19 protein-coding genes are annotated in these 22,211 nt (G+C 71.4%); 16 read left to right on the top strand and 3 right to left on the bottom strand.

From position 1 onward, the window contains the following. Positions 1–21 precede the first annotated feature (21 nt). From AB0C59_RS31555 to AB0C59_RS31500, 12 genes are read left to right on the top strand one after another with little or no spacing between them, the layout of a single operon-like run. Positions 22–333 (top strand): acyl carrier protein, encoded by a 312-nt coding sequence (locus AB0C59_RS31555; protein ID WP_363010680.1) that lies wholly within the window; start codon positions 22–24, stop codon positions 331–333. Beyond that, positions 330–3,668 carry a thioester reductase domain-containing protein gene (locus AB0C59_RS31550; protein WP_363010677.1) on the top strand — a complete coding sequence of 1,113 codons (3,339 nt, stop codon included), beginning with the start codon at positions 330–332 and terminating at the stop codon, positions 3,666–3,668. The genes AB0C59_RS31555 and AB0C59_RS31550 overlap by 4 nt, the downstream gene beginning before the upstream one ends. Beyond that, positions 3,665–4,525: a 3-hydroxyacyl-CoA dehydrogenase family protein gene (locus AB0C59_RS31545; protein WP_363010675.1), complete on the top strand. Its 861-nt coding sequence runs from the start codon at positions 3,665–3,667 to the stop codon at positions 4,523–4,525. The genes AB0C59_RS31550 and AB0C59_RS31545 overlap by 4 nt, the downstream gene beginning before the upstream one ends. Positions 4,526–4,527: 2 nt before the next feature. After that, positions 4,528–4,791, top strand: a complete 264-nt coding sequence (locus AB0C59_RS31540) for a phosphopantetheine-binding protein (RefSeq protein ID WP_363010673.1) — start codon at positions 4,528–4,530, stop codon at positions 4,789–4,791. After that, positions 4,784–5,881, top strand: coding sequence for an acyl-CoA dehydrogenase family protein (locus AB0C59_RS31535; protein ID WP_363010671.1), 1,098 nt, complete (start codon positions 4,784–4,786; stop codon positions 5,879–5,881). The genes AB0C59_RS31540 and AB0C59_RS31535 overlap by 8 nt, the downstream gene beginning before the upstream one ends. Continuing rightward, positions 5,878–6,864: a 3-oxoacyl-[acyl-carrier-protein] synthase III C-terminal domain-containing protein gene (locus AB0C59_RS31530; protein ID WP_363010669.1), complete on the top strand. Its 987-nt coding sequence runs from the start codon at positions 5,878–5,880 to the stop codon at positions 6,862–6,864. Before AB0C59_RS31535 ends, AB0C59_RS31530 begins: the two co-directional genes overlap by 4 nt. Further along, positions 6,864–7,934, top strand: a complete 1,071-nt coding sequence (locus tag AB0C59_RS31525; protein WP_363010667.1) for an HAD-IIIC family phosphatase — start codon at positions 6,864–6,866, stop codon at positions 7,932–7,934. The genes AB0C59_RS31530 and AB0C59_RS31525 overlap by 1 nt, the downstream gene beginning before the upstream one ends. Continuing rightward, positions 7,931–9,490, top strand: a complete 1,560-nt coding sequence (locus tag AB0C59_RS31520; protein WP_363010665.1) for an amino acid adenylation domain-containing protein — start codon at positions 7,931–7,933, stop codon at positions 9,488–9,490. Before AB0C59_RS31525 ends, AB0C59_RS31520 begins: the two co-directional genes overlap by 4 nt. A 32-nt stretch (positions 9,491–9,522) precedes the next feature. Continuing rightward, a complete protein-coding gene (locus AB0C59_RS31515; protein WP_363010663.1) occupies positions 9,523–10,776 on the top strand; it encodes an MFS transporter in 1,254 nt (417 codons plus the stop codon). Between the two features lie 8 nt (positions 10,777–10,784). Beyond that, the gene (locus AB0C59_RS31510; RefSeq protein WP_363010661.1) at positions 10,785–11,858 is read left to right on the top strand and encodes a MupA/Atu3671 family FMN-dependent luciferase-like monooxygenase; all 1,074 of its coding nucleotides are present in this window, start codon (positions 10,785–10,787) and stop codon (positions 11,856–11,858) included. After that, positions 11,855–12,838: a 3-oxoacyl-[acyl-carrier-protein] synthase III C-terminal domain-containing protein gene (locus AB0C59_RS31505; protein ID WP_363010659.1), complete on the top strand. Its 984-nt coding sequence runs from the start codon at positions 11,855–11,857 to the stop codon at positions 12,836–12,838. The genes AB0C59_RS31510 and AB0C59_RS31505 overlap by 4 nt, the downstream gene beginning before the upstream one ends. Before the next feature lie 16 nt (positions 12,839–12,854). Beyond that, a complete protein-coding gene (locus tag AB0C59_RS31500; RefSeq protein ID WP_363010657.1) occupies positions 12,855–13,646 on the top strand; it encodes an alpha/beta fold hydrolase in 792 nt (263 codons plus the stop codon). Positions 13,647–13,666: 20 nt separating this feature from the next. Here AB0C59_RS31500 and AB0C59_RS31495 read toward each other — a convergent pair whose 3' ends face one another. Beyond that, a complete protein-coding gene (locus tag AB0C59_RS31495) occupies positions 13,667–14,815 on the bottom strand; it encodes a nuclear transport factor 2 family protein (RefSeq protein ID WP_363010655.1) in 1,149 nt (382 codons plus the stop codon). A gap of 95 nt (positions 14,816–14,910) precedes the next feature. Between AB0C59_RS31495 and AB0C59_RS31490 the strand changes: the two genes are divergently transcribed. From AB0C59_RS31490 to AB0C59_RS31480, 3 genes are all read left to right on the top strand, one after another. Beyond that, positions 14,911–15,834 carry a LysR family transcriptional regulator gene (locus tag AB0C59_RS31490; RefSeq protein ID WP_363010653.1) on the top strand — a complete coding sequence of 308 codons (924 nt, stop codon included), beginning with the start codon at positions 14,911–14,913 and terminating at the stop codon, positions 15,832–15,834. 40 nt (positions 15,835–15,874) lie between these two features. Next, a complete protein-coding gene (locus AB0C59_RS31485) occupies positions 15,875–16,570 on the top strand; it encodes a 4'-phosphopantetheinyl transferase superfamily protein (RefSeq protein ID WP_363010742.1) in 696 nt (231 codons plus the stop codon). A 735-nt stretch (positions 16,571–17,305) separates the two neighbouring features. Next, positions 17,306–17,965: a LuxR C-terminal-related transcriptional regulator gene (locus AB0C59_RS31480; protein WP_363010651.1), complete on the top strand. Its 660-nt coding sequence runs from the start codon at positions 17,306–17,308 to the stop codon at positions 17,963–17,965. A gap of 90 nt (positions 17,966–18,055) precedes the next feature. On the opposite strand, the gene AB0C59_RS31475 is transcribed toward AB0C59_RS31480, so the two are convergent. Continuing rightward, positions 18,056–18,562 carry an NAD(P)H-dependent oxidoreductase gene (locus AB0C59_RS31475; RefSeq protein WP_363010649.1) on the bottom strand — a complete coding sequence of 169 codons (507 nt, stop codon included), beginning with the start codon at positions 18,560–18,562 and terminating at the stop codon, positions 18,056–18,058. Then, positions 18,559–19,383: a hypothetical protein gene (locus AB0C59_RS31470; protein WP_363010647.1), complete on the bottom strand. Its 825-nt coding sequence runs from the start codon at positions 19,381–19,383 to the stop codon at positions 18,559–18,561. The genes AB0C59_RS31475 and AB0C59_RS31470 overlap by 4 nt, the downstream gene beginning before the upstream one ends. 519 nt (positions 19,384–19,902) lie before the next feature. On the opposite strand from AB0C59_RS31470, the gene AB0C59_RS31465 reads away from it, so the two are divergent. Further along, complete coding sequence (locus AB0C59_RS31465) at positions 19,903–22,068, top strand: DEAD/DEAH box helicase (RefSeq protein ID WP_363010645.1); 2,166 nt, start codon at positions 19,903–19,905, stop codon at positions 22,066–22,068. Positions 22,069–22,211 lie beyond the last annotated feature (143 nt).

Raw genomic sequence — 22,211 nt, 5'->3', positions numbered from 1 at the left:
GCACCCAGCAAGGAGACACCAGTGGACGATCAACTCCTCGACCGTGTGCGTGATGCGTGGGCCTTGGTCCTTGGCGCCGACGACCCGGCGGGCGTGCCGCTCGACACGAATTTCCTGGAGGCCGGGGGCACGTCACTGCTGCTGATCATGCTCTGGGAGGAGCTGTCCGAGCAGACCGACCGCGACCTGCGCGTCTCGGACCTCTTCCAGCACTCCACGGTGCGCGCGCAGGCCGCGCTGCTGGCCGGTGAGGCCGAACCCGTGGCCGCCGAGGCCGCTCCCCAGGGCCCGGGCCGGGGCGACCTGCTCGGGCTGCGGGGTGCCGGCCGATGACCCGGCCCACCGACATCGCGGTGGTCGGCGTCGGGCTGCGATACCCCGACGCCGGCACGCCCCAGCAGTTCTGGAGCAACATCGACCAGGGCCGGGTCGCCATACGTGAGCTGACCGAGGAACAGCTCGCGAGCGCCGCCCTGCCCGACCGCGTCCTCGCCGCTCCCGGCTTCGTGAGAATGGGCACCACCCTGCCCGGCGTCACGGACTGGGCCGCGGACTTCTTCGGCTACACGCCCAAGGAGGCCGAGACCATCGATCCGCAGCAGCGGATCTTCATGGAGGCCGCCTGGGAGGCGCTGGAGGCCGCCGGCCACCCACCGCAGGACGGCGGCCCCCGGACCGGGGTGTTCGCGGCCAGCTACGCCGGGCACTACTCGGCGGCCGTGTTCCACGACAAGGCGCGGCGGCGGGGGCTGCGTGCGGCGATCGACGACCTCGACCTGACCGTGGGCGGTCAGCCGGACTTCCTGACCTCCCGCGCCGCCTACAAACTCGGCCTGCGGGGTCCCGCCGTCAGCATCCAGACCGGGTGCTCGGCATCGCTGTACGCGCTGCACTACGCGACGCTCAGCCTGCTGTCCGGCGAGGTCGACATCGCGCTCGCGGGTGGGGCGACGGTCATCGAACCGTTCCTCGGATATCTCCACGCGCCGGGCGGGGTGTTGTCGCAGGACGGATACTGCCGCTCCTACGACGCGTCCTCCACCGGCACGATCTACAGCTCCGGAGTCGGCGTGGTGGCGCTGCGCAGGCTGTCGGACGCACTGGCCGACGGCGACCCCGTCCTCGCCGTCGTCCGTGGCAGTGCGGTGGGCAACGACGGCGGCGACCGGCTCGGGTACGTCGCGCCGAGCCCGGTCGGGGTGTCGGACGTCGTCGGCTCCGCGCTGCGGGTGTCGGACGTCGCGGCCGAGTCGTTCGTCTATGTCGAGGGCCACGGCACGGGAACGGCCGTGGGCGACGAGATCGAGCTGATCGCGCTGCGCCGCGCGTTCCGTGCGTTCACCCGTGAGAGCGGCTACTGCGCGCTCGGGTCGACCATGACCAACATCGGGCACAGCGGTCCGGCGGCCGGGATCGCCGGATTCATCAAGGCCGTCAACATCGCCCGGACGGGCGTCCTTCCGCCGCACCCGATGTTCGACAAGCCGCGTACGCCCGACGTGATGGAGGACAGCCCGTTCTTCGTGACGACGCAGGCTCGGGAGGCCACCAGGCCCGACCGGCATGTGCTGGTCAACTCCATGGGCGTGGGCGGCACGAACGCCTCCGTGGTGCTGGGCGCGCCCCCGGCCCCGACCCGGGCTCCGGCGGCCGAGCGGCCCACCGTCCGGCTGACCGTCTCGGCGCGGACCCGTTCCGAGCTGGACGAGCAGTGTCGCCGTCTCGCCGACGCGCTGGAGGCCGGGGAACTGCCGGTGGCCGACGTCGCGCACACACTGCGTGTCGGACGCGCCGACTTCACCGAGCGGCGCGTCGTCACCGCGGCCGCGGACAAGCTCGCCGCCGCCCTGCGCCTTCCCCGGCCGCCCGCCGTCCGCACCCAGCGGACCGAGGCGCGGCGTGCCGTCGTGGTGCCCGCCGACGCCCCCCAGGCACTGGTGGCCGCGCTGCCCGGACACACCGGTGCCGCCGCGGGGGCGTACGAGATCTCCCTGGACGGCACCGGCGACGACGCGGTGGACAAGGCACTGACCGCCGCGTGGCTGAACGGCGTCGAGGTCGACTGGACGGCCTTCTACGGCGACACGGGACGGCGCGTGGAACTGCCGACGTACCCGTTCACGCGCAAACGCCACTGGCTGCTCGACCGGATCGACGTTCTGCGCCCGGACGCCCCCGCCGCTCCTGCCGAGACGGCGCCCGCTTCCGGCTCGGCCGACCCCCTGGAGCACGAGCTCACCGCGATATGGCAGGAGCTGTTCGGGGCGGAGGCCATCACGCTCGACGACGAGTTCGGCGCCCTGGGCGGCACCTCGCTGATGTCGGTGCAGATGGCCCTGGAGGTTCAGCAGCGGTACGGCGTACTGGTCAACCTGCACCGGGCCGGCGGCAGCAAGGCGACGATCCGCAAGGTCGCCCTCATCGTCCGCGGCCTGTTGGAGGGATCCGGGATCCAGGCGGACGGTGTGGACGCCGCCGACGGCGACGGAGCGCTGGTCGACCAGGACCTCCAGATCCCCCTCGGCGAGCTGGCGGCCGAGGAGGCACCCGGCACCGACGTACTGCTGACCGGCGCGACCGGATACCTGGGCGCGTTCCTGCTGGCCGACCTGCAGCGCCACTCCCGTGGGCGGGTGTACTGCGTGGTGCGAGCGCAGGACGAGGCTGCCGGGATGGCACGGCTGCGTGCGAACGCCGAGAAGTTCGGCCTCCCCGAGCTCGACTCCGACCGGGTGCACGTGGTGCCGGCCGACCTGAAGGACATCGGCGTGGCCTGCCGTCTCTACCGGGACGGCGAACTGGCCGAGCGGATCGGGCACATCGTCCACTGCGCCGCGCAGGTCGTCTTCACCGAGCCCTACCGGGTGCTGCGCGACAGCAACGTACTGCCCCTGGTGGATCTTCTGACCTGGGCCCGGTCCAAGGGGATCCGCGACTTCAGCTACGTCTCCACGCTCGCCGCTGCCGCACCGCCCGACGAGAACTCGTCCACGCTGCTGGAGACGCGCGAGCAGCCGCTCAACCCGATGCTCGGCGGCTACGGGGTCAGCAAGTGGGTGGGTGAGCGCCTGCTGGAGCGCGCGGACGAGGACGGCATGCGCTGCAGGGTCTTCCGACCGGGCATGATCATGGCCTCGTCGGAGAGCGGGGCCTGCAACGACCGCGACCTCATCTGGTTCGTGCTGGCCAGTGGCCTGGCCGTGGGCGCGCACCCGCTGGACGACCAGGCCATTCCGGTCTCGCCTGTGAACGTCCTGTCGCGCGGCCTGGTCGAGCTGGCGCTGTCGCCCGCCTCGGCGGGGCGGGCCTTCCACCTGGTGCACGAGAAGTCGATCAGCCTGCCCAGGATGTTCGATCTGCTCGGTGAGGTCGGCTGGCCGACCCGCCCGATGCCGCTGGCCGACTGGCAGAAGCTCGTCGGCGACGAGGCGATCAAGCGCGGCAACCAGGTCATGTCCACCACCGCGCTCTGGGAGCAGGAGGACGCCTTCCATCTGGACGAGGACGGTGTCCAGGCGCGCAACTGGCGGACCTGGCTGCGCCGCAACAAGGTCGCCCCGGACGTCACCGGCGAGCAGCTGTTGGCCGGGCTGCGCTACCTCGCCGGCCGGCTCCCCGAGATCGCCGAGCTGCTGCCCGAACTGGTTGAGAAGACGGAGGAGCGATGACCACCACGACCCAGCACCGACTCGCGGTGATCGGTGCCGGCAGCATGGGCACCGGGATCGCCACGCTCGCGACCGGCCGGGGCGTCCCGGTCGTGCTCGTGGACGTGTCGGCCGAGGCCCTCACCCAGGCCGAGCGGGCCGTGCCGACCCAGCGGCGACTCGCCCAGATGATGGGCTCGCTGCCCCGTGGCGCCGAGCCCGGCACCCTGACGACCACCACCTCGATGGCCGACATCGCCGACTGCACGGCAGTCGTGGAGGCGGTGACCGAGATTCCCGAGACCAAGGCGAAGGTGCTCGCCGAGGCACACCGGACCACGCCGGACGCGGTGCTCATCTCCAACACCTCGGCCATCCCGATCGACGAGCAGGCCGACGCGGTGGCTCGGCCGGAACTGCTGCTGGGCGTCCACTTCATGAACCCGCCGTACCTCATCGGCACGGCCGAGGTCATCCGGGGGCCGCGCACCGGCCAATCCGCCATGGACAGCGCCGGCGCGCTGCTGGACGCGCTGGGCATCACGCAGGTGGTGGTCGGTGACGGCCCCGGCTTCGTCATCAACCGGATCCTGCAGCGCTCGATCAACGAGGCGTCCCGCATCGTCGCCGAGGGGATCGCGACGCCGCAGGCGGTGGACGCCGCCTTCCAGGGCTGCCTCGGCCACGCCACCGGCCCGCTGGCCACCGCCGACCTGATCGGTCTGGACAACGTCGTGGACACCCTGCGCGTGTTGCACGAACGGACCGGCGACGCCGGATACCTCCCGAGTGAACTGCTGCTGGCCAAGGTCGAGGCGGGCGATCTCGGCCGCAAGACCGGCCGCGGCTTCTTCGACCACGCCACCGCAGGAAGGTGACCATGAACACCACGACCACTCCGCTGACCGACGAGGCGATCCGCGCGAACCTGACCGAGTTCCTCGCGGCGCGCACGAAGCAGGAGATCACCCACGATCTCGACCTGTTCGCCACCGGTCTGGTCTCCTCGCTGTTCGCGATGGAGCTGCTGACGCACATCGAGGGCGCCTTCAAGGTCGTCGTGCCGCCCGAGGAGCTGAGGCTGGACACCTTCCGCACGGTGGACACGATGACGGCGCTCGTCCTGAGGATCACCGGTGACTGACGCGGCCGACTGGGTGGACGAGCTGATCGGCGAGCAGGCCGGAGCCTGGGACCTGAGCGGCGAACTGCCCCGGAACCTGGTCCGCGAGCTCGGCGTCAAGGGCCTGCTGTGCGCCCAGGTGCCCGCCGAGTTCGGAGGAGCCGGCTGGACGAGCCTGGAGAACGGCGAGTTCACCGCGCACGTCGGCAGCCGCTGCTCCTCCCTGCGCAGTCTGATGACCTCCCAGGGCATGGCCGCCTGGGCGGTGCAGCGGTTCGGCGACACCGGCCAGAAGGTGGAACACCTGTCGGCACTGACGTCGGGCTCGGTCGCCGGGGTCGCGTTCAGCGAGTCCGGCGCGGGCAGCGACCTGTCGGCGATGCGGACCCGTGTCGAACTGGACGGCGACGACGTGCTCGTCACCGGTTCCAAGGTCTGGGTCACCGGGGCGGCGTATGCCGACCGGCTGGTGGTCTTCGGCCGGTACGGCGACGGCGCCGCCGCGGTGGTGGTCCCCACCGACGCGCCCGGTGTCACCGTCGGGCGCGTCCCCGATCCGCTCGGCTGCCGCGCGGCCGGGCACTCCGACGTGACGCTGGACGCGGTGCGGCTGCCCCGCCACCACCTGCTCGGTGGCGCCGGACTGCCACTGGACTGGCTGGTCACCTCGGTCCTGACCTACGGGCGGCTCTCGGTGGCCTGGGGGTGCGTGGGCATGCTGCGCTGCTGTCTGGCCGAGACCACGGGGCACACGGCACGCCGCGAGCAGTTCGGCGGCCCGCTGGTCGAACACCAGCTCGTCGCCGGCCATGTGGCCGACCTGTTGACGGCCGAGCAGGCCGCCACGCGCTGCTGCGAGCACGCCAGCCGCTGCTGGGACGAGGGGAGCTCGCAGCTGCCCACCGCCGCGGTGGTCGCCAAACAGGTCGCCGCCGAGAGCGCGGCCCGGGGCGCGGCCACGGCGGTGCAGTTGCTCGGCTCGGCGGGCAGCCGCGACGGGACGCCGGTGGCCCGGGTGTACCGGGACGCCAAACTCATGGAGATCATCGAGGGGAGCAGTGAGATATGCCGGCTGCTGCTGGCGCGCCACGCGGTGGCGGTGTGGGCGTGAGTACGGACGTGAGCATCGGGCTGGGCCGTACCCGCATCGCGCTGCCGGACCAGCGGGTCCCGGTCGAGGAACTGCCGGAGTTCGAGGAACTGGGCCACGAAGAGGCCGAGTTCGTCGCCACCAGCGGTATCGAGACGGTCGGCGTGTTCGAGGACGTGACCTCGGGTGAGCTGGCCGCGCGAGTCGCCCGTGAGCTGCACGAGGAGGAACGGTGCGAGGGCGGCCCGGACGCGGACGTGCTGCTGCTCGTCGGACCGCGCGCCCCCGACGTGCTGCTCGGCTCGGACGCCTGCCGGGTCCAGCAGGAAGCGGGTCTGTCCTCGGCGTTCGCGTTCACCGTGGACGGCGTCGGCTGTGTCGGCTCCAGCGCCGCGTGGGCGCTCGGCCGCGACCTGCTGCTGGCCGACCCGTCCCGGCGGAGCGTGACGATCGCGCATGCCAGCCGCCCCACGGGCGCCGACCGGGTCCGGTACCCGGTGACGATCATCGGCGACGGGGCGTACGCCACCACACTGGTGCGCGGTGGCCGCCCGGTGCTGCGCGCGCACCGGATGGAGACCGACGGGTCCTTCCACGACCTGTTCAGCGTCGACTACAAGCAGGTGCCCTGGTACGAGTGGCGCGAGGAGTGCGCCTCGCCCGACCGCTACCGCTTCGAACTGGCCATGCACAGCAGGCAGCGGATCGCACGACTGGTGGACGAGACGCTGGCCGACGCCGGTGTCACCCGGGCGGACGTGGCGACCACGCTGATGCAGAACGTCACGGCCGGGGCCTTCACCTTCTACGAAACCCTGCTCGGCCTGCCCATCCACCAGGTCTGCCGAGACCAGCTCGCCACGCTGGGGCACCTGGGGGCCATGGACGTGGTGCTCAACTTCGACCGGCTGCTGGCCACGGGCGAGCTGGCCGAGGGCGATCTGGTGATGGTGCTCAACAACAGCCCGGTCGCCGCCTGGGCGGTGACCCTGTGGGAGGTTTGATGAAGACCGTCAAGTGTCTCGTGTGGGACCTGGACAACACACTCTGGCAGGGGACCGTTCTGGAGGACGGCCAGGTCACCCTCGACCCGCGTGTCCGTGACGTGATCGCCGCGTTGGACGAGCGGGGCATCCTCCAGTCGATCGCCAGCAAGAACGACCACGACCTGGCCTGGAAGCGGCTCGAGGAGTTCGGGATCACCGAGTACTTCGTCCTGCCGGAGATCGGCTGGCATCCCAAGTCGCACTCGATCCGCCGTATCGCCGACAAGCTCAACTTCGCCGACGCCGTCATGGCGTTCGTCGACGACCAGCCGGCGGAGCGTGCCGAGGTCACCCACCACCTGCCCGAGGTGCGCTGCTACGACGCGGCCCGGGTCCTGGAGCTGCTGGACCTGCCGGAGTTCAATCCGGCGACCGTGACCGACGAGTCCAAGCAGCGCCGCCTGATCTATCAGTCGGGCTTCGCCCGCGAATCCGCCCGCGAGGACTTCCAGGGTCCCGACGAGGACTTCCTGCGCACGCTCGCCCTGGAGCTGGTCGTCCGCCACGCGAGTGCGACCGATCTGGCGCGCGTCGAGGAACTGACCCTGCGCACCAGCCAGATGAACGCCACCGGCGTGCACTACTCGGACGAGACGCTGCGCGGCCTGCTCGCCGACCCCGGCCACGACGTGCTCGTGGCCGGCATGGCGGACCGCTTCGGGTCGCACGGCTCGATCGGCATCGTCCTGCTCGAACGGCACCCCTCGGTGTGGCACCTGAAGCTGCTGGCCACGTCATGTCGGGTCGTCTCGTTCGGCGCGGGCTCGGTCCTGCTGCGCTGGCTCATGAGCCAGGCCGCGCTCGCGGGCGCGCATCTGGCCGGAGACTTCCGGCGTACCGAGCGCAACCGGATGATGGAGGTCGCCTACCGCTTCGCGGGTCTGACCCCCCAGGACTGCGCCTGCCTGGGTGAGCTGTCCATCGAGCGAGGGATGCCCGAACTCCAGGTGCTCCACGTCGAGCCCGAGGTGTCCGAGCCGCCCACGACCATGCGTCTGGTCGTTCCGGAACTGCAGGGGGCACGGTGACCGAGCACGGAACGCTGTACGAGTGGTTCGCGGCCTCGGTGGAGCGGTGTCCCGACCAGAGCGCGGTGGAGGCGGGCGGGATCACGTTGACCTACCGCGAGCTGCGGGACTGCGCGCACGCGGTGGCCGAGCGCATTCTCCGGGCGACCGGCGAACCGCCACGTCGGGTCGCGCTGCTGACCGCGCGCGGTGTCACCGCCGCCGCCGGCTACCTGGCCGCGTTGCGGCTCGGCGCCACGGTCGTGCCGCTGAACCCGGGCTACCCCGCCGAGCGCAACCGTCGCAGCCGGTCGCTCGCCGAGCCGGACGTGCTGATCGCCGACGCCGCCGGAGCGGCGCAGCTCACCGACGAGGACACCGGTCCCATCCTCCGGTTCACCGACGAGGAGGTCGCGGGGCTCACGAGCGAGGCCGAGCTGCCGCCGCTCACCACCTCGCCGGACGACGTCGCCTACATCCTGTTCACCTCCGGCTCCACCGGCCGGCCCAAGGGCGTGCCGATCCGGCATCGCAATGTGGCTCCCTTCCTGAAGCACAACGTCGCCCGGTTCGAGGTCGGCATCGGATGCCGGATGTCGCACACCTTCGACCTGACCTTCGACCCGTCGGTGTACGACCTGTTCGTCACCTGGTCGGCAGGCGCGACACTGGTGGTGCCGGGCGGGCAGGACATGCTCACACCGGTCGACTACGTGACACGCGACGGCCTCACGCACTGGTTCTCGGTGCCGTCGGTGGTCTCGGTCGCCGCCGGGCTGGGCAACCTCCCTGCCGGTGGCGCGAGCACACTGCGGCACAGCGTGTTCATCGGTGAGCAGCTCACCCGTGAGCAGGCGGCGGCCTGGCACGCGGCGGCCCCGCAGGCGAAGCTCACCAACGTGTACGGGCCGACCGAACTGACCATCCAGTGCACGGAGTTCACCCTGCCCGGCGATCCGGCCGCCTGGCCCGTCACCTCCAACGGGACCATCCCGATCGGCGATGTCTACGGCTTCCTGGACTTCCTGGTGCTGGACGAGGTGGGCCGGCCCGCCAAGGAAGGGGAGCTGTTCGTCCGCGGCGCGCAGCGGTTCGACGGCTATCTCGACCCGTCCGACGACGACGGGCGCTTCATCGGCTTCGACCAGGGCCGCGCGGTCCCGGCGGCCGAGCACCTGACGCCCGATCACTACTACCGGACCGGTGACCGCGTCCGGTACGAGGACGGCCTGCTCGTCCATCTCGGACGGTCCGACAACCAGGTCAAGGTGCGCGGCTACCGGATCGAACTCGGCGAGATAGAGGCCGCGCTGCGCAAACACCCCGAGGTCGGGCAGGCCGTCGTGGTCGCGATCCGCGAGGACGGCGAGACCCGGCTGTCCGGCTGCTACACCGGCACCCCGCTGGAGCGGGGAGCGCTGGTGCGGTGGCTGCGCACCCGCGTGCCCGTCCACATGGTCCCCCGGCGGCTGCACCATCTGGAGGAGATTCCGTTGAACGCCAACGGCAAGATCGATCGGGGCCGGGTGCGGGAGCTGGTGGCCGAACGCGAGAGCGCCGTCCCGTCGCCGCGTTGAAGGACCAACAGCGAACGGAGAGTCTGTCGCGCATGCCGTTTCTCACCGAGTTCCTCCGCGAGACCATCCCACCGGCGGGAATCGTCCGGCTGCTCAGCCTGAGCAATCTGGCCAAGACCGCCGGACACGGGATTCTCATGGCGGTCAGCGTCCTGTACTTCACGCGGACCGTGGGCATCCCCGTCAACCAGGTCGGCCTGGCGCTCAGCCTGGGCGCGGCCGTCGGGATGCTCGGCAGCATCCCGGCCGGTCACCTCGCCGACCGGTTCGGGCCGCGCGCGGTCACCATCGCCTGCCTGCTCCTGCTGGGCGTGTTCGCCTCCGGGTACGCACTGGTGACCGGGTTCGCCGGGCTGGTCGTGGCGGTCAGCCTGGCACTGATGGCCGAGAGCGCCACCGACGCGGCGCGGGGCGCACTGGTCGCGGGGCTGATCCCGCCGGCCGAACGGGTCCGCACGTTCTCCTACATGCGGTCGGTGGCCAACATCGGTATCGCCGCGGGAGCCACGGCGGGTGGCATCGCGCTCTACTTCGACACGAGGGCCGTCTACCTCGGCGTGCTCGTCCTCGGGGGAGTGCTGTTCCTCGTCTCGGGGGCCGCCTACTTCGCCCTGCCGTCGGTGCCGGCGACGGCGACGAAGGGGGAGAGGCGCACGGCGGTGCTGCGCGACCGCCCGTACGTGGTGCTGGCGCTGCTCAACACCGTGCTGGTCATGCACATCACGATCCTCACCGTCGCGCTGCCGATCTGGATCACCACGCGCACCTCCAGCCCGGCCTGGACCTACTCGGTGGCGCTGATCATCAACACCGCGATGGTGGTGCTGCTCCAGGTCCGGGTGGGCAAGGGCAGCGAGCACGCGGCGGGCGGGGGCCGGGCCCTGCGCCGTACCGGGCTGGCGCTCGCGGCGTGCTGCGCGCTGTTCGCCCTGGCGCAGGGCCGGCCGGTGTGGCTGGCCCTGCTGCTGCTGGTCGCCGGGGTGGTGGTGCACACGCTGGGCGAGATGCTCCAGGGCGTCGGGCAGTGGTCGGTGTCCTTCTCGCTCGCGCCCGAGCACACGCAGGGGCAGTACCAAGGGTTGTTCGCCATGTCCGTGCAGCTCGGCACCGTCGCGACCCCGGCCCTCGCCACGTATCTGCTGACGCACTTCGCCTGGGCGGGGTGGGTGCTGCTGGCCGTGCCGCTGGCCCTGGCGGGACTGGCCGCGCCGCTCGCCGTCCGCTGGGCCGAGGGAACCAGGGACCGGTTCGCCCCGCGACAGGCGGTTCCCGAAACAACCAGCTAGGAGCCACTGTGGACTTCAGCCTGTTCTACTTCGCCAACGACAGCGGCGAGTTCGACGGCAATCGCTATCGACTGCTCCTGGAGGGAGCCAAGTTCGCCGACCGGAACGGCTTCTCCGCCGTGTGGACCCCGGAACGGCACTTCCACTCCTTCGGCGGTCTCTACCCCAATCCGGCCGTGACAGGTGCGGCCGTGGCCGCGGTGACCGAGCGGGTCCAGATCCGGGCCGGCAGCGTGGTGTCCCCGCTGCACCACCCGCTGCGGATCGCCGAGGAGTGGTCGGTGGTGGACAACCTCTCCGGGGGCCGCGCCGGGGTCTCGTTCGCCTCGGGCTGGAACGCGGCCGACTTCGTGCTCGCCCCCGGTGCCTACGAGGACCGCCACCGGCTCGTCCGCGAGCACGTGGAGCAGGTCCGGGCACTGTGGCGTGGCGAGACGATGTCGTTGACGGACGGAGTCGGAACGCGGCGTGACGTGGCCGTCTACCCGCAGCCGGTGCAGCGGGAGCTGCCGGTGTGGGTCACCAGCGCGGGCAGTGTCGAGACGTTCCGCGCCGCCGGGCGGCTCGGTGCCGGCGTGCTCACCCACCTGCTGGGCCAGGAACCGGAGGAACTGGCGGTGAAGATCACCGCCTACCGCGAGGCGCTCGCCGAACGGCCCGACCACGACGGCTGGAACGGACACGTCGCACTGATGGTGCACACCTTCCTCGGCGACGACGAGGCGGAAGTGAAGGAGCAGGTCCGCAAGCCGCTCTCGGACTACCTGGGAAGCTCACTCCGGATGCTGCTGGGCGCCCGGTACGACGGCGCGCGGATGGTCGATCCGACCAAGCTGTCCGCGGCGGACACCGCGTTCATCGTCGGTCGCGCCTTCGACCGCTACTTCGAGAGCGGCGGCCTCCTGGGCACCGCGGACAAGGCGGCGCGGAACGCCGCCGGCTTCGCGGCGCTCGGCGTGGACGAGATCGCCTGCCTGATCGACTTCGGGCTGCCGCACAAGGCGGTACTGGCGGGACTGGAGCTGCTGGACGACGTCAGGAAGCAGATCGCCACCGGATCGACGGAAGGAGAGCGACCGTGAGCGGCATCGTCGACCTCGCGTACGTACTGCCGAGCGGCACGGCCCGGGTGGAGGACCTGGCCCGGTCCTCGGGCCTGCCGGCGGACCGGATCCAGCAGATCACCGTCACACCGCAATGGCCCGTGCTCGCTCCCCGCGAGCAGCCGTGGGACCTGGCCATCCAGGCGGCACGCACGGTGCTGGACCGGACAGGGGTCGACCCGGCCGCGATCGGCAAGGTCGTCTACGCCGGCTCGGGCGAGTGGGAGCCCGCGTTCTGGTCGCCGGCGGCCAAGGCCGCCGACGTGCTCGACATCCGCGAGGCGCACTGCATGGAAGTGGTCAACTTCTGCAACTCCGCCACGCCCGCCCTGCAACTGGCCTGCGACGAGACGGCTTTGGCCCGCAGCGAGTACGTGCTCGTCCTGCTGGGCGACCGGCTCAGTCAGCTTGTCGACCACGAGGACCCCGAGTCCAAGGCCCTGTTCAACTTCGCCGACGCGGCAGCCGCGGTGCTGGTGGGACGGCAGGGGGGCGAGTTCGAGATCCTGCGCTCGCAGCTGCGCACCGACGCCTCCTGGGCCGACTACTACTCCGCCGACCGCGAGGACTTCACCACCCTGGTGCGGCGGCGGGGACGCCGCTCGGGCCTGCGCCAGGCATATCTGAAGAACCTCGCCGAGCTGGTGGGCCTGACGCTCGAATCCCTCGGCCGAAGCCGAGAGGACGTGGCGCACCTGCTCATCAACCAGACCGACAGGACGATGCACGAGGAACTGCTGTCCAACCTGGGCATCGCACCCGAACGCAGTGTCTTCAACTACCACCGCTACGCGCACCAGGGCCCCGCGGACACCTTCATCGCCCTCGCCGACCTGAGGGCCGACGGCCGACTGAACGCGGGCGATCTGATCCTGCTCTGCACGAGTGGAGTGGGGTTCAGCTGGGGTGTCACGGCCGTCGAGTACCGGCCGGGCCTCACCGCGCCGCGAGCGGCCTGAGCGGAGACTGGGCGACATGGTCTTCGAACCAGGAGTGAAGGACCTGCGGCTGCGGCCGCCGACCGTGGCGTCCGCGGATCGGTCGGGTGCGGACCCGGCCCCGTTCAGCCTGGTGTTCGCGCATCACGCCGGGGGATCGGCCGCCGCCTTCGCCCCCTTCGTCCGGTGCCTTCCCGCCGAGTGGAACCTGCTGTCCGTCGACCTGCCCGGCCGAATGATGACCACGGGGCAGCGGGCGTGCCGCACGTCGACCGAGGCCCTCGACTTCGTGCTGCCCAGACTGCGGCCCCTGCTGAACGGTCCCTTCGCCGTGTTCGGGCACAGCATGGGCGCACTGCTCGCGTTCGAGGCGGCCCGGGCGCTGTCCCAGGAGGGCATGCCTCCTGTCTGGGTGGGGCTCTCCGGGGCCGCGCCGCCACAGAGCCGCGGCGACCGGGCCCAGCGCCATGAGTGGCCGCGGGAGCAGCTGACCGCCTTCATGCGGAGACTGGGCGGCACCCCTGAACCGGTCTTCGAGATGCCGGACGTGCTGGACGAGATGATCCAGGTGCTCCGCGGCGACCTCGCGATCGTGGACACGTACCGGGCACACCCCGGCCCGCCCCTCCGCGTCCCGGTCTCGGTGTTCACCGGACAGGACGATCCGGCGGTTCCCGCGGAGGCGGCCGCCCGGTGGAGCGAGCACACGACGGCCCGGACCACGACGCGTTCGTGGCCGGGCGGCCACTTCTACCTGTTCGACCGGGTGGAAGCGGTGGGCTCCGCCATCCGGGAGGAGATCCACGCCGTCCGCCGTGCGGTGCGCTGAGGGGGCGGGCTGCCGCCCTCTCAGGAGTGCCGGTGATACGCCTTGTTGGCGATGCGCCAGCTGCCGTCGACATGGACCAGCAGGAAGATGTCGGTGAAGGTGTCCGCACCGTGCCAGAGCGACATGGTCGCGGTCGCGACCGTGCCGTGGACGTCGACGGTGTCGACACGGCGCGAGCGGGCCGGTTCGTCCGGAGCCGGCCGGCCGTGGAAGAGGGTGCAGTACTCCTCCAGGGGCCAGGAGACGAACGCGCCGTCCCGGATCCCCTCGATGTGGGCGGTGGGCAGGAACGCGTCGCGGAAGTGGGCGGGATCGCCGGTGGAGTGTCCGCGGACGTAGGCGCGCAGCGGCTCGAGTACGGCGTCGTCGACCGCGGGCACCGTGGCGGCGACGGCGATGTCGGCCTCGGGTCCGGCCGGGGTGTCGGCCAGGCCGGCGGTGCCGCCCAGGGGCGTGTCGGACGCGGCAGCCAGCAGAGCCAGGTCCTTGGCCAGCGCACCGACGGTGAACTCCGCCACGACGGGGGTCGGTTCGCCGGTGAGGAAGGGGCGCTTGCGCGCCACGAGCCCGCCGAGCTGACCGAGTGCGAGGACGTCCAGCACAGGGGCACGGGGCAGGCCGAGCGCGTCGGCCTGCCGGAGCGTGTCGCGCAGCGCGACGACGGCACCGGCGAGGCTGTTGTTGGCGACCAGCTTGAGCGCGGCGGCGGTGGCGGCGTCGTCGACACGGTGCACGGTGCCCAGCGCTTCCAGGACCGGTCGAACCCGGTCGTGGTCGGCGGCGGCGAGAATCCGCAGGGCGCCGGCGGCCACAGCCGACACGGAGCCCAGCACGGGCGCGTGGACGTAGGACGCGCCGAGATCGCGGGCCAGCCCCGCGGCCTCGGAGGGGGCGATGGTGCTGATGTTCACGACGACGGCGTCCGAGCGCAGCGCGCCGCGGACCTGGTCGACGACCTCCAGGCACGCCGGGCCGTCGAACAGCGCCAGAAGCACGATGTCGGCCTTCGCCACGGCGTCGTTCGGGTCGCCGGTCGTCTCGACGGCGCCTGCCGGGCGCCCGGAGCGTGTCCAGCCGACGACGTCCCAGCCCTGGTCGGCAAGTCGTGTCGCCACGGCGGTGCCCATGCGCCCGAGCCCGAGGACTGCGATTCTCTGCGGTGCGGTCATGCGGTCCAGCCTGGGGTACCAGGAGACCCGCGACAAGCGCAGATCCCGCAGGGCAGTGATGCGCGACGCGCATACCGGACCGGCATACTCGTGCCATGGCACTGACTGCGTGGCGGACGTTCGTGACGGTGTGCCGGCTCGGTTCGCTGTCGGCGGCGGCTGCCGAACTCGGTTACACGCAGTCGGCCGTCTCCCGCCAGATCGCCGGTCTGGAGCGCCAGGCCGGGGTACCCCTGGTGCAACGGCACGTGCGCGGCGTGCGCCCGACGCCCGCCGGCGAGGTGTTCCGTCACCACGCCCTGGCCACGCTCAACGAGGCCGACCGCGCCCTGCGTGCCGTCCGGGACGTTCGTCACGGCGCGCTCGCACGGCCGCTGGCCGTCGGCGCGACCCCGTCGCTGGCCGCCGGGATCGTGCCCGCCGCGATGCGCCGCGTGCTGGACGCGACCGAGCCCCTCCGGTGGAGCCTGCTGACCGGACTGAGCCCCGAACTGCACGAGCGCGTGATCGCCGGAAGCCTCGACGTCGCCGTCGTCACCGACGCGCCACCGGGGCTGCCCAACGACACACGTGTCGAGCGGCGGTTCCTGGGGATGGACGAGATGGTCGTCGTGCTGCCCGTCGGCCATCCCCGCGCGGGCCGGGACCGGGTACCCATGCGGGTCCTGGCCGACGAGACCTGGGTCGAGGACAACGACGGCTCCGCCGCCCTGCTGCGCCAGCACGCCGCCCGTGCCGGAGTCACCGCCCGCATCGACCTCACCGCGGCCGATCTGCTCGGCAAGATGGCCCTGGTCGCGACCGGGCACGCCATCGCACTGATACCCGGAGTGCTGACGGGCGCGCTGCGGACCGACGTCACCGCGGTGGCCCTCGTCGATCCCCCGACCCGCGGCATCTACACCATCATGTCGAGCCGTGATCCGCACCCCTCCGCGGCCCCCCTTTTCAGCCAACTCACCGCTGCTTTCAGCTCAGTTCGACCTTCCCGAGCCACGCGCCGGTCGCCTGGTCCGTGACGCCTCGTGGCCGGCTGCCTATGCTGTGCGCGTGCCAGCCATGTCCCTCGTGACCGTGCCCAGCGCGTTGTCCCTGACCGAGCCGCCGGTGCGGCCGCGGACGCCCTCGGTGTGGACGGCCGACGCCGAGCGGGAAGGAGATCGGGCCGCTCGGCTCGCACCCGCCGTGCTGAGCGAGGGCGAACTCACCCGCGCGGCCGCTCTCCGGCGTGAGGAGGACCGACTCACCTATCTGCTCGCTCATGTGGCCCTGCGTCAGCTCCTGGCGGCGGCCACGGGACGGACTCCTCGGGCGGTGCGCCTGGTGCGCGATCCCTGTCCGTGTTGCGGAGGGCCGCACGGGCGCCCCTCCCTGGACGACGGCTCCGTGCACTTCTCCCTCTCCCACAGCGGTCCGATGGTGCTGCTGGCGCTGTCGTCCACGCCGGTCGGCGCGGATATCGAACGCCTGCCCGATCCGCAGACCGTCGCCGACGTGGTTCGGATGCTGCACCCGAAGGAGATCGCCGAACTGCGGGCCCTGGACACCGCCGAGGGTCCCCTCGCGTTCGCCCGTGTCTGGACGCGCAAGGAGGCCTATCTCAAGGGCCTGGGAACCGGGTTGGCCGGGGGCCTGTCACGCGACTACCTGGGTACCGGGGTGTACCCCGCGCTCTCCCCCGCCGGCTGGAGCGTCGCGGACGTCGCCGCGCCCGACGGCTTCGCCGCCGCGGTGGCCGTGCGAAGCACCCCCTGATCCCGGCCGACTCGCTCCGCGGTCGCGGGGCGAAATGTCATCCCCGAGACACCACCAGTCCAATCTCGGCCAGCAGTATGGTCTTTCCCTTGGCTGCACCGGCCCTATAGCGTGGCCTTGCATCTCGCTTCTCGGCTCCCTCCGGCGAGCGTTGCGAGCTGTGCGTAAAGGGCTGACGTCAGCCGTTGCGAGGCCGCTGAAAGGGCTGGCCCGCTTGGCAGTTGGCCTGTTAATCTCATACGGGGGTGTGACGTGGGGTACTTGTATCACTTATTCACTCAAGAGGCTGGCCTCAGCACAGGATTGACTGTCGTCGACAGCGATCCCGTATGGATGAGGAATGCCCAGCTCCTGGAGCGGAACCAGCGCATCGACGCACAGTTCGTGCATACCGAGGAGCTGTCCACCGCAGACGACTGACAGCGCCCGTGCCGTGACCGTCAGAGCTCCGTGAGTCATTTGTCCGGAGCGAAGAGGCTCGGGTCGGCGGCATTGGCTCCCATTTCCTGCTGTCGCGCGGGTTTTTCGCGTCTCCGAGGCCCCGTGGCGCCGGTCTTGTGCACGTCGTGGTGTCGTCCTGACCTGCGCCGAACCGTGGGCGCACGGCCGGCGTCGTGGTCATCCGCAGCGGCCGTCACTCCTCACCGAAGGGCGCCGGCACCGCACCGCGCCTTCCGTCGGCCATTCCCTGAAATACGGCAGCAACCCTGAGCAAGCGAAGGATTGATAACTGTCATGCGCGTGGAACAGCTTGTCGCCCTGTCGGGGGCGAAACCGTTCACCAGGATCTTAGAAGATCGTCTGCCGTCCGCTCATCGGGCGCTCATCGCGGTGGCGGACCGCGACGAGGCCTGTTTAGAGATCGTCCAGCACGCGTTGCGCGCCACCGGGGAGGACGTCGACGCTCCCCCTCGAGTCCTCGTTCTGTGCGATCGCATTCCGCGAAGAGCCGTCGCGCCCCCCGAAACGGCTTCACGGAGCACGGTGCGGATACGCCTTGTCGACGAAGTCCCCATTCAGTGCGCCGTGTTCGACCGGGAGGTCGCCTTCACTCTTGTCGGCGGCGCACCGGTCGAGGCGCGAGAGGCCGCCGCCGTCGAGTCGTTGGCGAACTACTTCGATTCGCTGTGGCGACGCGGTCGGCCACCTGCCGGACCGCCCGACGTGGACACCGAAGGAATCACCTGGGCCGGCGACGTGCAGATCGCGATCATGGAGCGGCTGGTGATGGGTGACACGGAGGACAAGATCGGCCGGAGCCTGGGAATGAGCCGCCGGACAGTGGCCGCCCACGTGGCAAGGATCTCTCGCCGGCTGGGCAGCACCAGCCGGACCCAGCTCGGCTATCTCATCGCCAAAGGAAACCTCCTGGACTCGCTGGACCTCACCGACTGAGCGGCTCCGTCCTCCTGCTCGGCCGAGGCCGGCCGCGAGTCGACCGGCCTCGGGCAGGGGTCCTCGGCGCTCCTCTCGCCCAGCTCCCGCTCAGCGGAGGTGGTGGTCGCCGACCCGTGCGCCACTCCACTCCATGCCGAGGTAGGCGGCCGACCTGCTGAGCATGTCGAGCATGGGACGTGTGTCGTCGAGGTCCCTGCCCTCGGAGAGTGTGCACATGGCCCAGAGCCGCTTGCCTCTCATACGCTCCCTGAAACCGACACCGTCCAGTTCCAGCCAGCGCCCCCAGTAGTCGAGATAGAGCTTGGCCGACGCCGAGACGCTGTACCAGTAGAGCGGCGACACGATGACCAGGTCGCTCGCTTCCAGCGTGGCCTCGAGCAGCACCGACTCGCTCTCTCCCGGGGCCGCCCCGGTCCCGTCGCCGCGGTGGTCGACGAAGTCCGGCAGCGCGAGGACGGCCAGCCGGAGCCACCGCTGAGCGTCCGCGGACGGGAGGTCGGCGGCGAACTTCCGGGCCAGCTCCTCCGTTCGGCCGCCGGTGCGGTGACTGGCCAGGACGAACAGGAAGCTGCGGGTGTCCGTCCGCGTCGTCACCGGCTCCCCGCCTGCCGTCGGGCGGCCGCGTGCAACTCGGCGCCGTAGTCGATCGCCCCTCCGAGCTTGGCGTACCGCCGCTTGGCACGGCTGGACGTCCGGGAGAGGACGGTGATGCTGTTCTGCATCAGCTTCTGCGACTCCAGAAGGTTCAGCACCTCCAGCTCGCCGGGGTGCTTGCGCTGGTACTCGGCGATGTAGCGCAGCACGGCCTCGCCCTCGGGGTAGGTCATGAGGTAGTGCATGACCACCACGCCACCGTCAGGGTTCACCAGGTCCATCAGGTGGTCGAAGAAGTACAGGCACTCCCAGGCGTCCACCCAGGCGAAGTCGATGGGGCGGAAGTCGGCGGGCAGGTGGTCGGCCAACTCCTTCAGATCGGCGTTCACCACCGTGATCGAGTCTTCGAGGCCCAGCTCCTTGAGCACCTCTGTCACCCGGCCGGCGGAGGAGTCGGGGTCCCGAAGGTTGTCGACGACCGCCAGACGCGGCTCGTACGGCTCGGCGTGGGCGGTGGGCGTGACCAGAGGGGGGTCGGCGAGCAACCAGGAGTCGTCGAGCTGCTCCGCGCCCGAGAGGTGACGGCGGGTCTTCTCGGCGAGCGACTCCGCCTCGACCCGGACATGGTCCCGCAGCTCGGCCAGTTCGGCTGCCAGGAACGGCGTGGTGTAGCCCATGCCGACCTCCAGCACCCGACGCGGGCGCAGCAGCCGCACCAGGTGAGCGAGGAGGGGAGCCACCACGTCGGTCCCCATCTCCGGCACACGCAACCGCGCGGCGGCCGACTGGAAGTCGGGCTGAAAGATCCGTGGGATCGTCATGCCGCTCCTCCGACCGGAGTCGGCGCGTGGGAAGGCGTCTCAAGGGTGGACTTCACAGCGATGCCTCTCGTGATCGGCGAAGGTGTGGGATGACGGCGCTGGGGTTCGCCTCGGACATGTCGGCCGCGGCCGCGGGGGAGTGCCGCGCGGGTGGCGGCGCCGCTCGCATCGTTCGGGACGCCGTCTTCGACCCGTGCGCACGATGACCGCGATGTCCGACCGACCTCCGGACCACCGAAGGGACCCGGCGCCCGGGGGCCCGCTTCCTCACCACGATGAACGCGAGTCTCGTCATGGAGCGAGATCCTTGCAGCGGCCTTATTGCGGTACAACAGATCGCTGACGACACAAACGTGCGAGTTTCACCCCCCGGGAAGTCGGGGCCTGGGCGTGGCGCTCCCTCCGGGGGAGGTTCGTCGAGAAGAGCTGGTTGAGCACTCCCGGAACGAGCGCGCGGGGGCCCGCCGGACCCCGCACGGTCGGTGGGAGGATGCGGGAAGGCGAGTGAGGGGCGGGCGCGTGGGGCGTGGTGAGCGGGGCGTGGTCGCGAGGGGGGCGCGCCTGCGTGAGGCGGCGCGGAACGTGGTCGACGACCACGACCGGGCCGTCGAGGCGGTGCGCGCGGCGCTGGCGCCGATGCACGACGCGGCGGCGCGGCGGGAGCTCGGCGCCATCCCCGTCGCCCGGTTGCAGGACGTCACCGAGGGACGGCTGCGCCTCGGGAGCGTCGAGCGGAGCGGGCTGCGCACCGTGGGCGAGGTGCTCGACGCGGGCCCCTACCGGCTGCGGCAGATCCCCGGTGTCGGGCAGCGCACCGTCGACCAGATGCTGGCCGCGGCGCGCAGACTCTCCGAGGCCGTGCACGAGAGCGTGGCCGTCCACATCGACGTGGACCACCCCGAACCGGCCACCACCGCGCTCGTGACGGCCCTGCACGTCCTGGTGGAGGCCGGACCGGACGCCCGGCGCGCCACGGAGCAGGCCACCGAGCTGCTGCGACGGCTCGATCCGCTGCTGGCCGACGCCAAGCCCGCCGCCGGGCGGCTGCGGATGCTGTTCGCGGGCCGTGAGAAGAGGGCCTGCGCGCTGGAGGCGGTGAGCCGGACGCGTGCCCTGGTGGACGAGGCGGAACGAGCGGCCCTGCCCCCGCTGTTCGCGCAGTCCTCGGTGGACCTGCTGCGGCGGCCCTCGTCCGACCTCGCCGCCTGGGTGGACTTCGAACTCCGCTCCGCCGACTACTACAGCCTGCTCGCCGAGGTCTCCGGGCGGCTGCCCGACGCCGCCGCGGCCGAGGGGTTCCTGCCGGACGAGATCGCCGAGCGGGTGCGCACCCAGCGACTCGACGACTCGCACCGCCGGGTGTCCCTACGCGGCTACCAGGCCTTCGGCGCGCGGTTCGTGCTCAGCCGGCGCAAGGTGATCCTCGGTGACGAGATGGGCCTCGGGAAGACCATCCAGGCGATCGCCGTGCTGGCCCACCTGGCCGCCGAGGGGCAGAGCCGCTTCATGGTCGTGTGCCCGGCGAGCGTGCTCGTGAACTGGACGAGGGAGATCGAGGCGCGCAGCACGCTCGGGGTCACGGTGCTGCACGGCCCCGACCGGCACGACGCGTTCGCCGACTGGCAGGGGCGGGGCGGGGTCGGGGTGACCACGTTCGACGCGCTGCGGGGGTTCGCCGTGCCGGACGCAGGCGAGGTCGGTGTGCTCGTCGTCGACGAGGCGCACTCGGTGAAGAACCCGCAGGCCAAGCGCTCCGAGGCGGTCGCCCTGTGGGCGGAGCGCTGTGAGCGTGCCCTGTTCATGACCGGAACCCCGATGGAGAACAGGGTCGCGGAGTTCCGCAACCTGGTCGGGATGCTCGACCGTGAGGTCGCCCGCTCGCTGGGCGACCGGGACGCGCTGGCCGGATCGGTCGCCTTCCGCAAGGCCGTCGCGCCGGTCTACCTGCGACGCAACCAGGAGGACGTCCTCACGGAGCTCCCGAGTCTGCAGCGGACCGACGAGTGGGAGGAACTGAGCGCGTCGGACGAGGAGGCCTACCGCGAGGCCGTGCGGGCCGGCAACTTCATGGCGATGCGCAGGGCCGCGTACGCGCGCCCCGAGGGCTCGGCCAAGCTGCACCGGCTCCGGGAGATCGTCCAGGAGGCCGGTGAGAACGGGCAGAAGACGGTGGTCTTCTCCCACTTCAAGGACGTCCTGGGCGCGGTCGGGGCGGCGCTCGCCGACGGTGCCCGGGTGTGCGGCCCGCTGGACGGGAGTGTCCCCGCCGGGCGCCGGCAGCGAATCGTGGACGACTTCTCGGCCGTCCAGGGGCCCGCGGTGCTCCTCGCGCAGATCCAGGCGGCGGGCATCGGCCTGAACCTGCAGGCCGCCTCCGTCGTCGTCCTGTGCGAACCCCAGGTCAAGCCGACCATCGAGCACCAGGCGGTGGCGCGGGCCCATCGCATGGGCCAGGTCAGACCGGTGCGCGTGCACCGCCTTCTGGCCACTCCGGGTGTGGACGAGCGCCTGGTGAGGATGCTGGAGGAGAAGACCCGCCTGTTCGACGCCTACGCCCGTCGCAGTGCCGTCGCCGAGGCCGCCCCGGACGCGGTCGACGTGTCGGACCCCGACCTGGCCCGGCGCATCGTGGAGGAGGAGCAGGAGCGCCTGGGCGTCCTGGGCCTGTCCGGGCAGCCGTCCTAGGCGTGGTCGGACTGGCCCTGGGGCGCCGGGGGCCGGTAGTCGAGGGGGAGGGGTTGTTCGGTCCAGATGGTCTTGCCGGTGGGGGTGTAGCGGGTGCCCCAGTGTTGGGTCATCTGGGCGATGATGAAGAGTCCGCGGCCGCC

The organism is Streptomyces sp. NPDC048664 (assembly GCF_040650555.1).
Lineage (GTDB): Bacteria > Actinomycetota > Actinomycetes > Streptomycetales > Streptomycetaceae > Streptomyces.
This window is presented reverse-complemented; position numbering and strand designations above follow the sequence as displayed.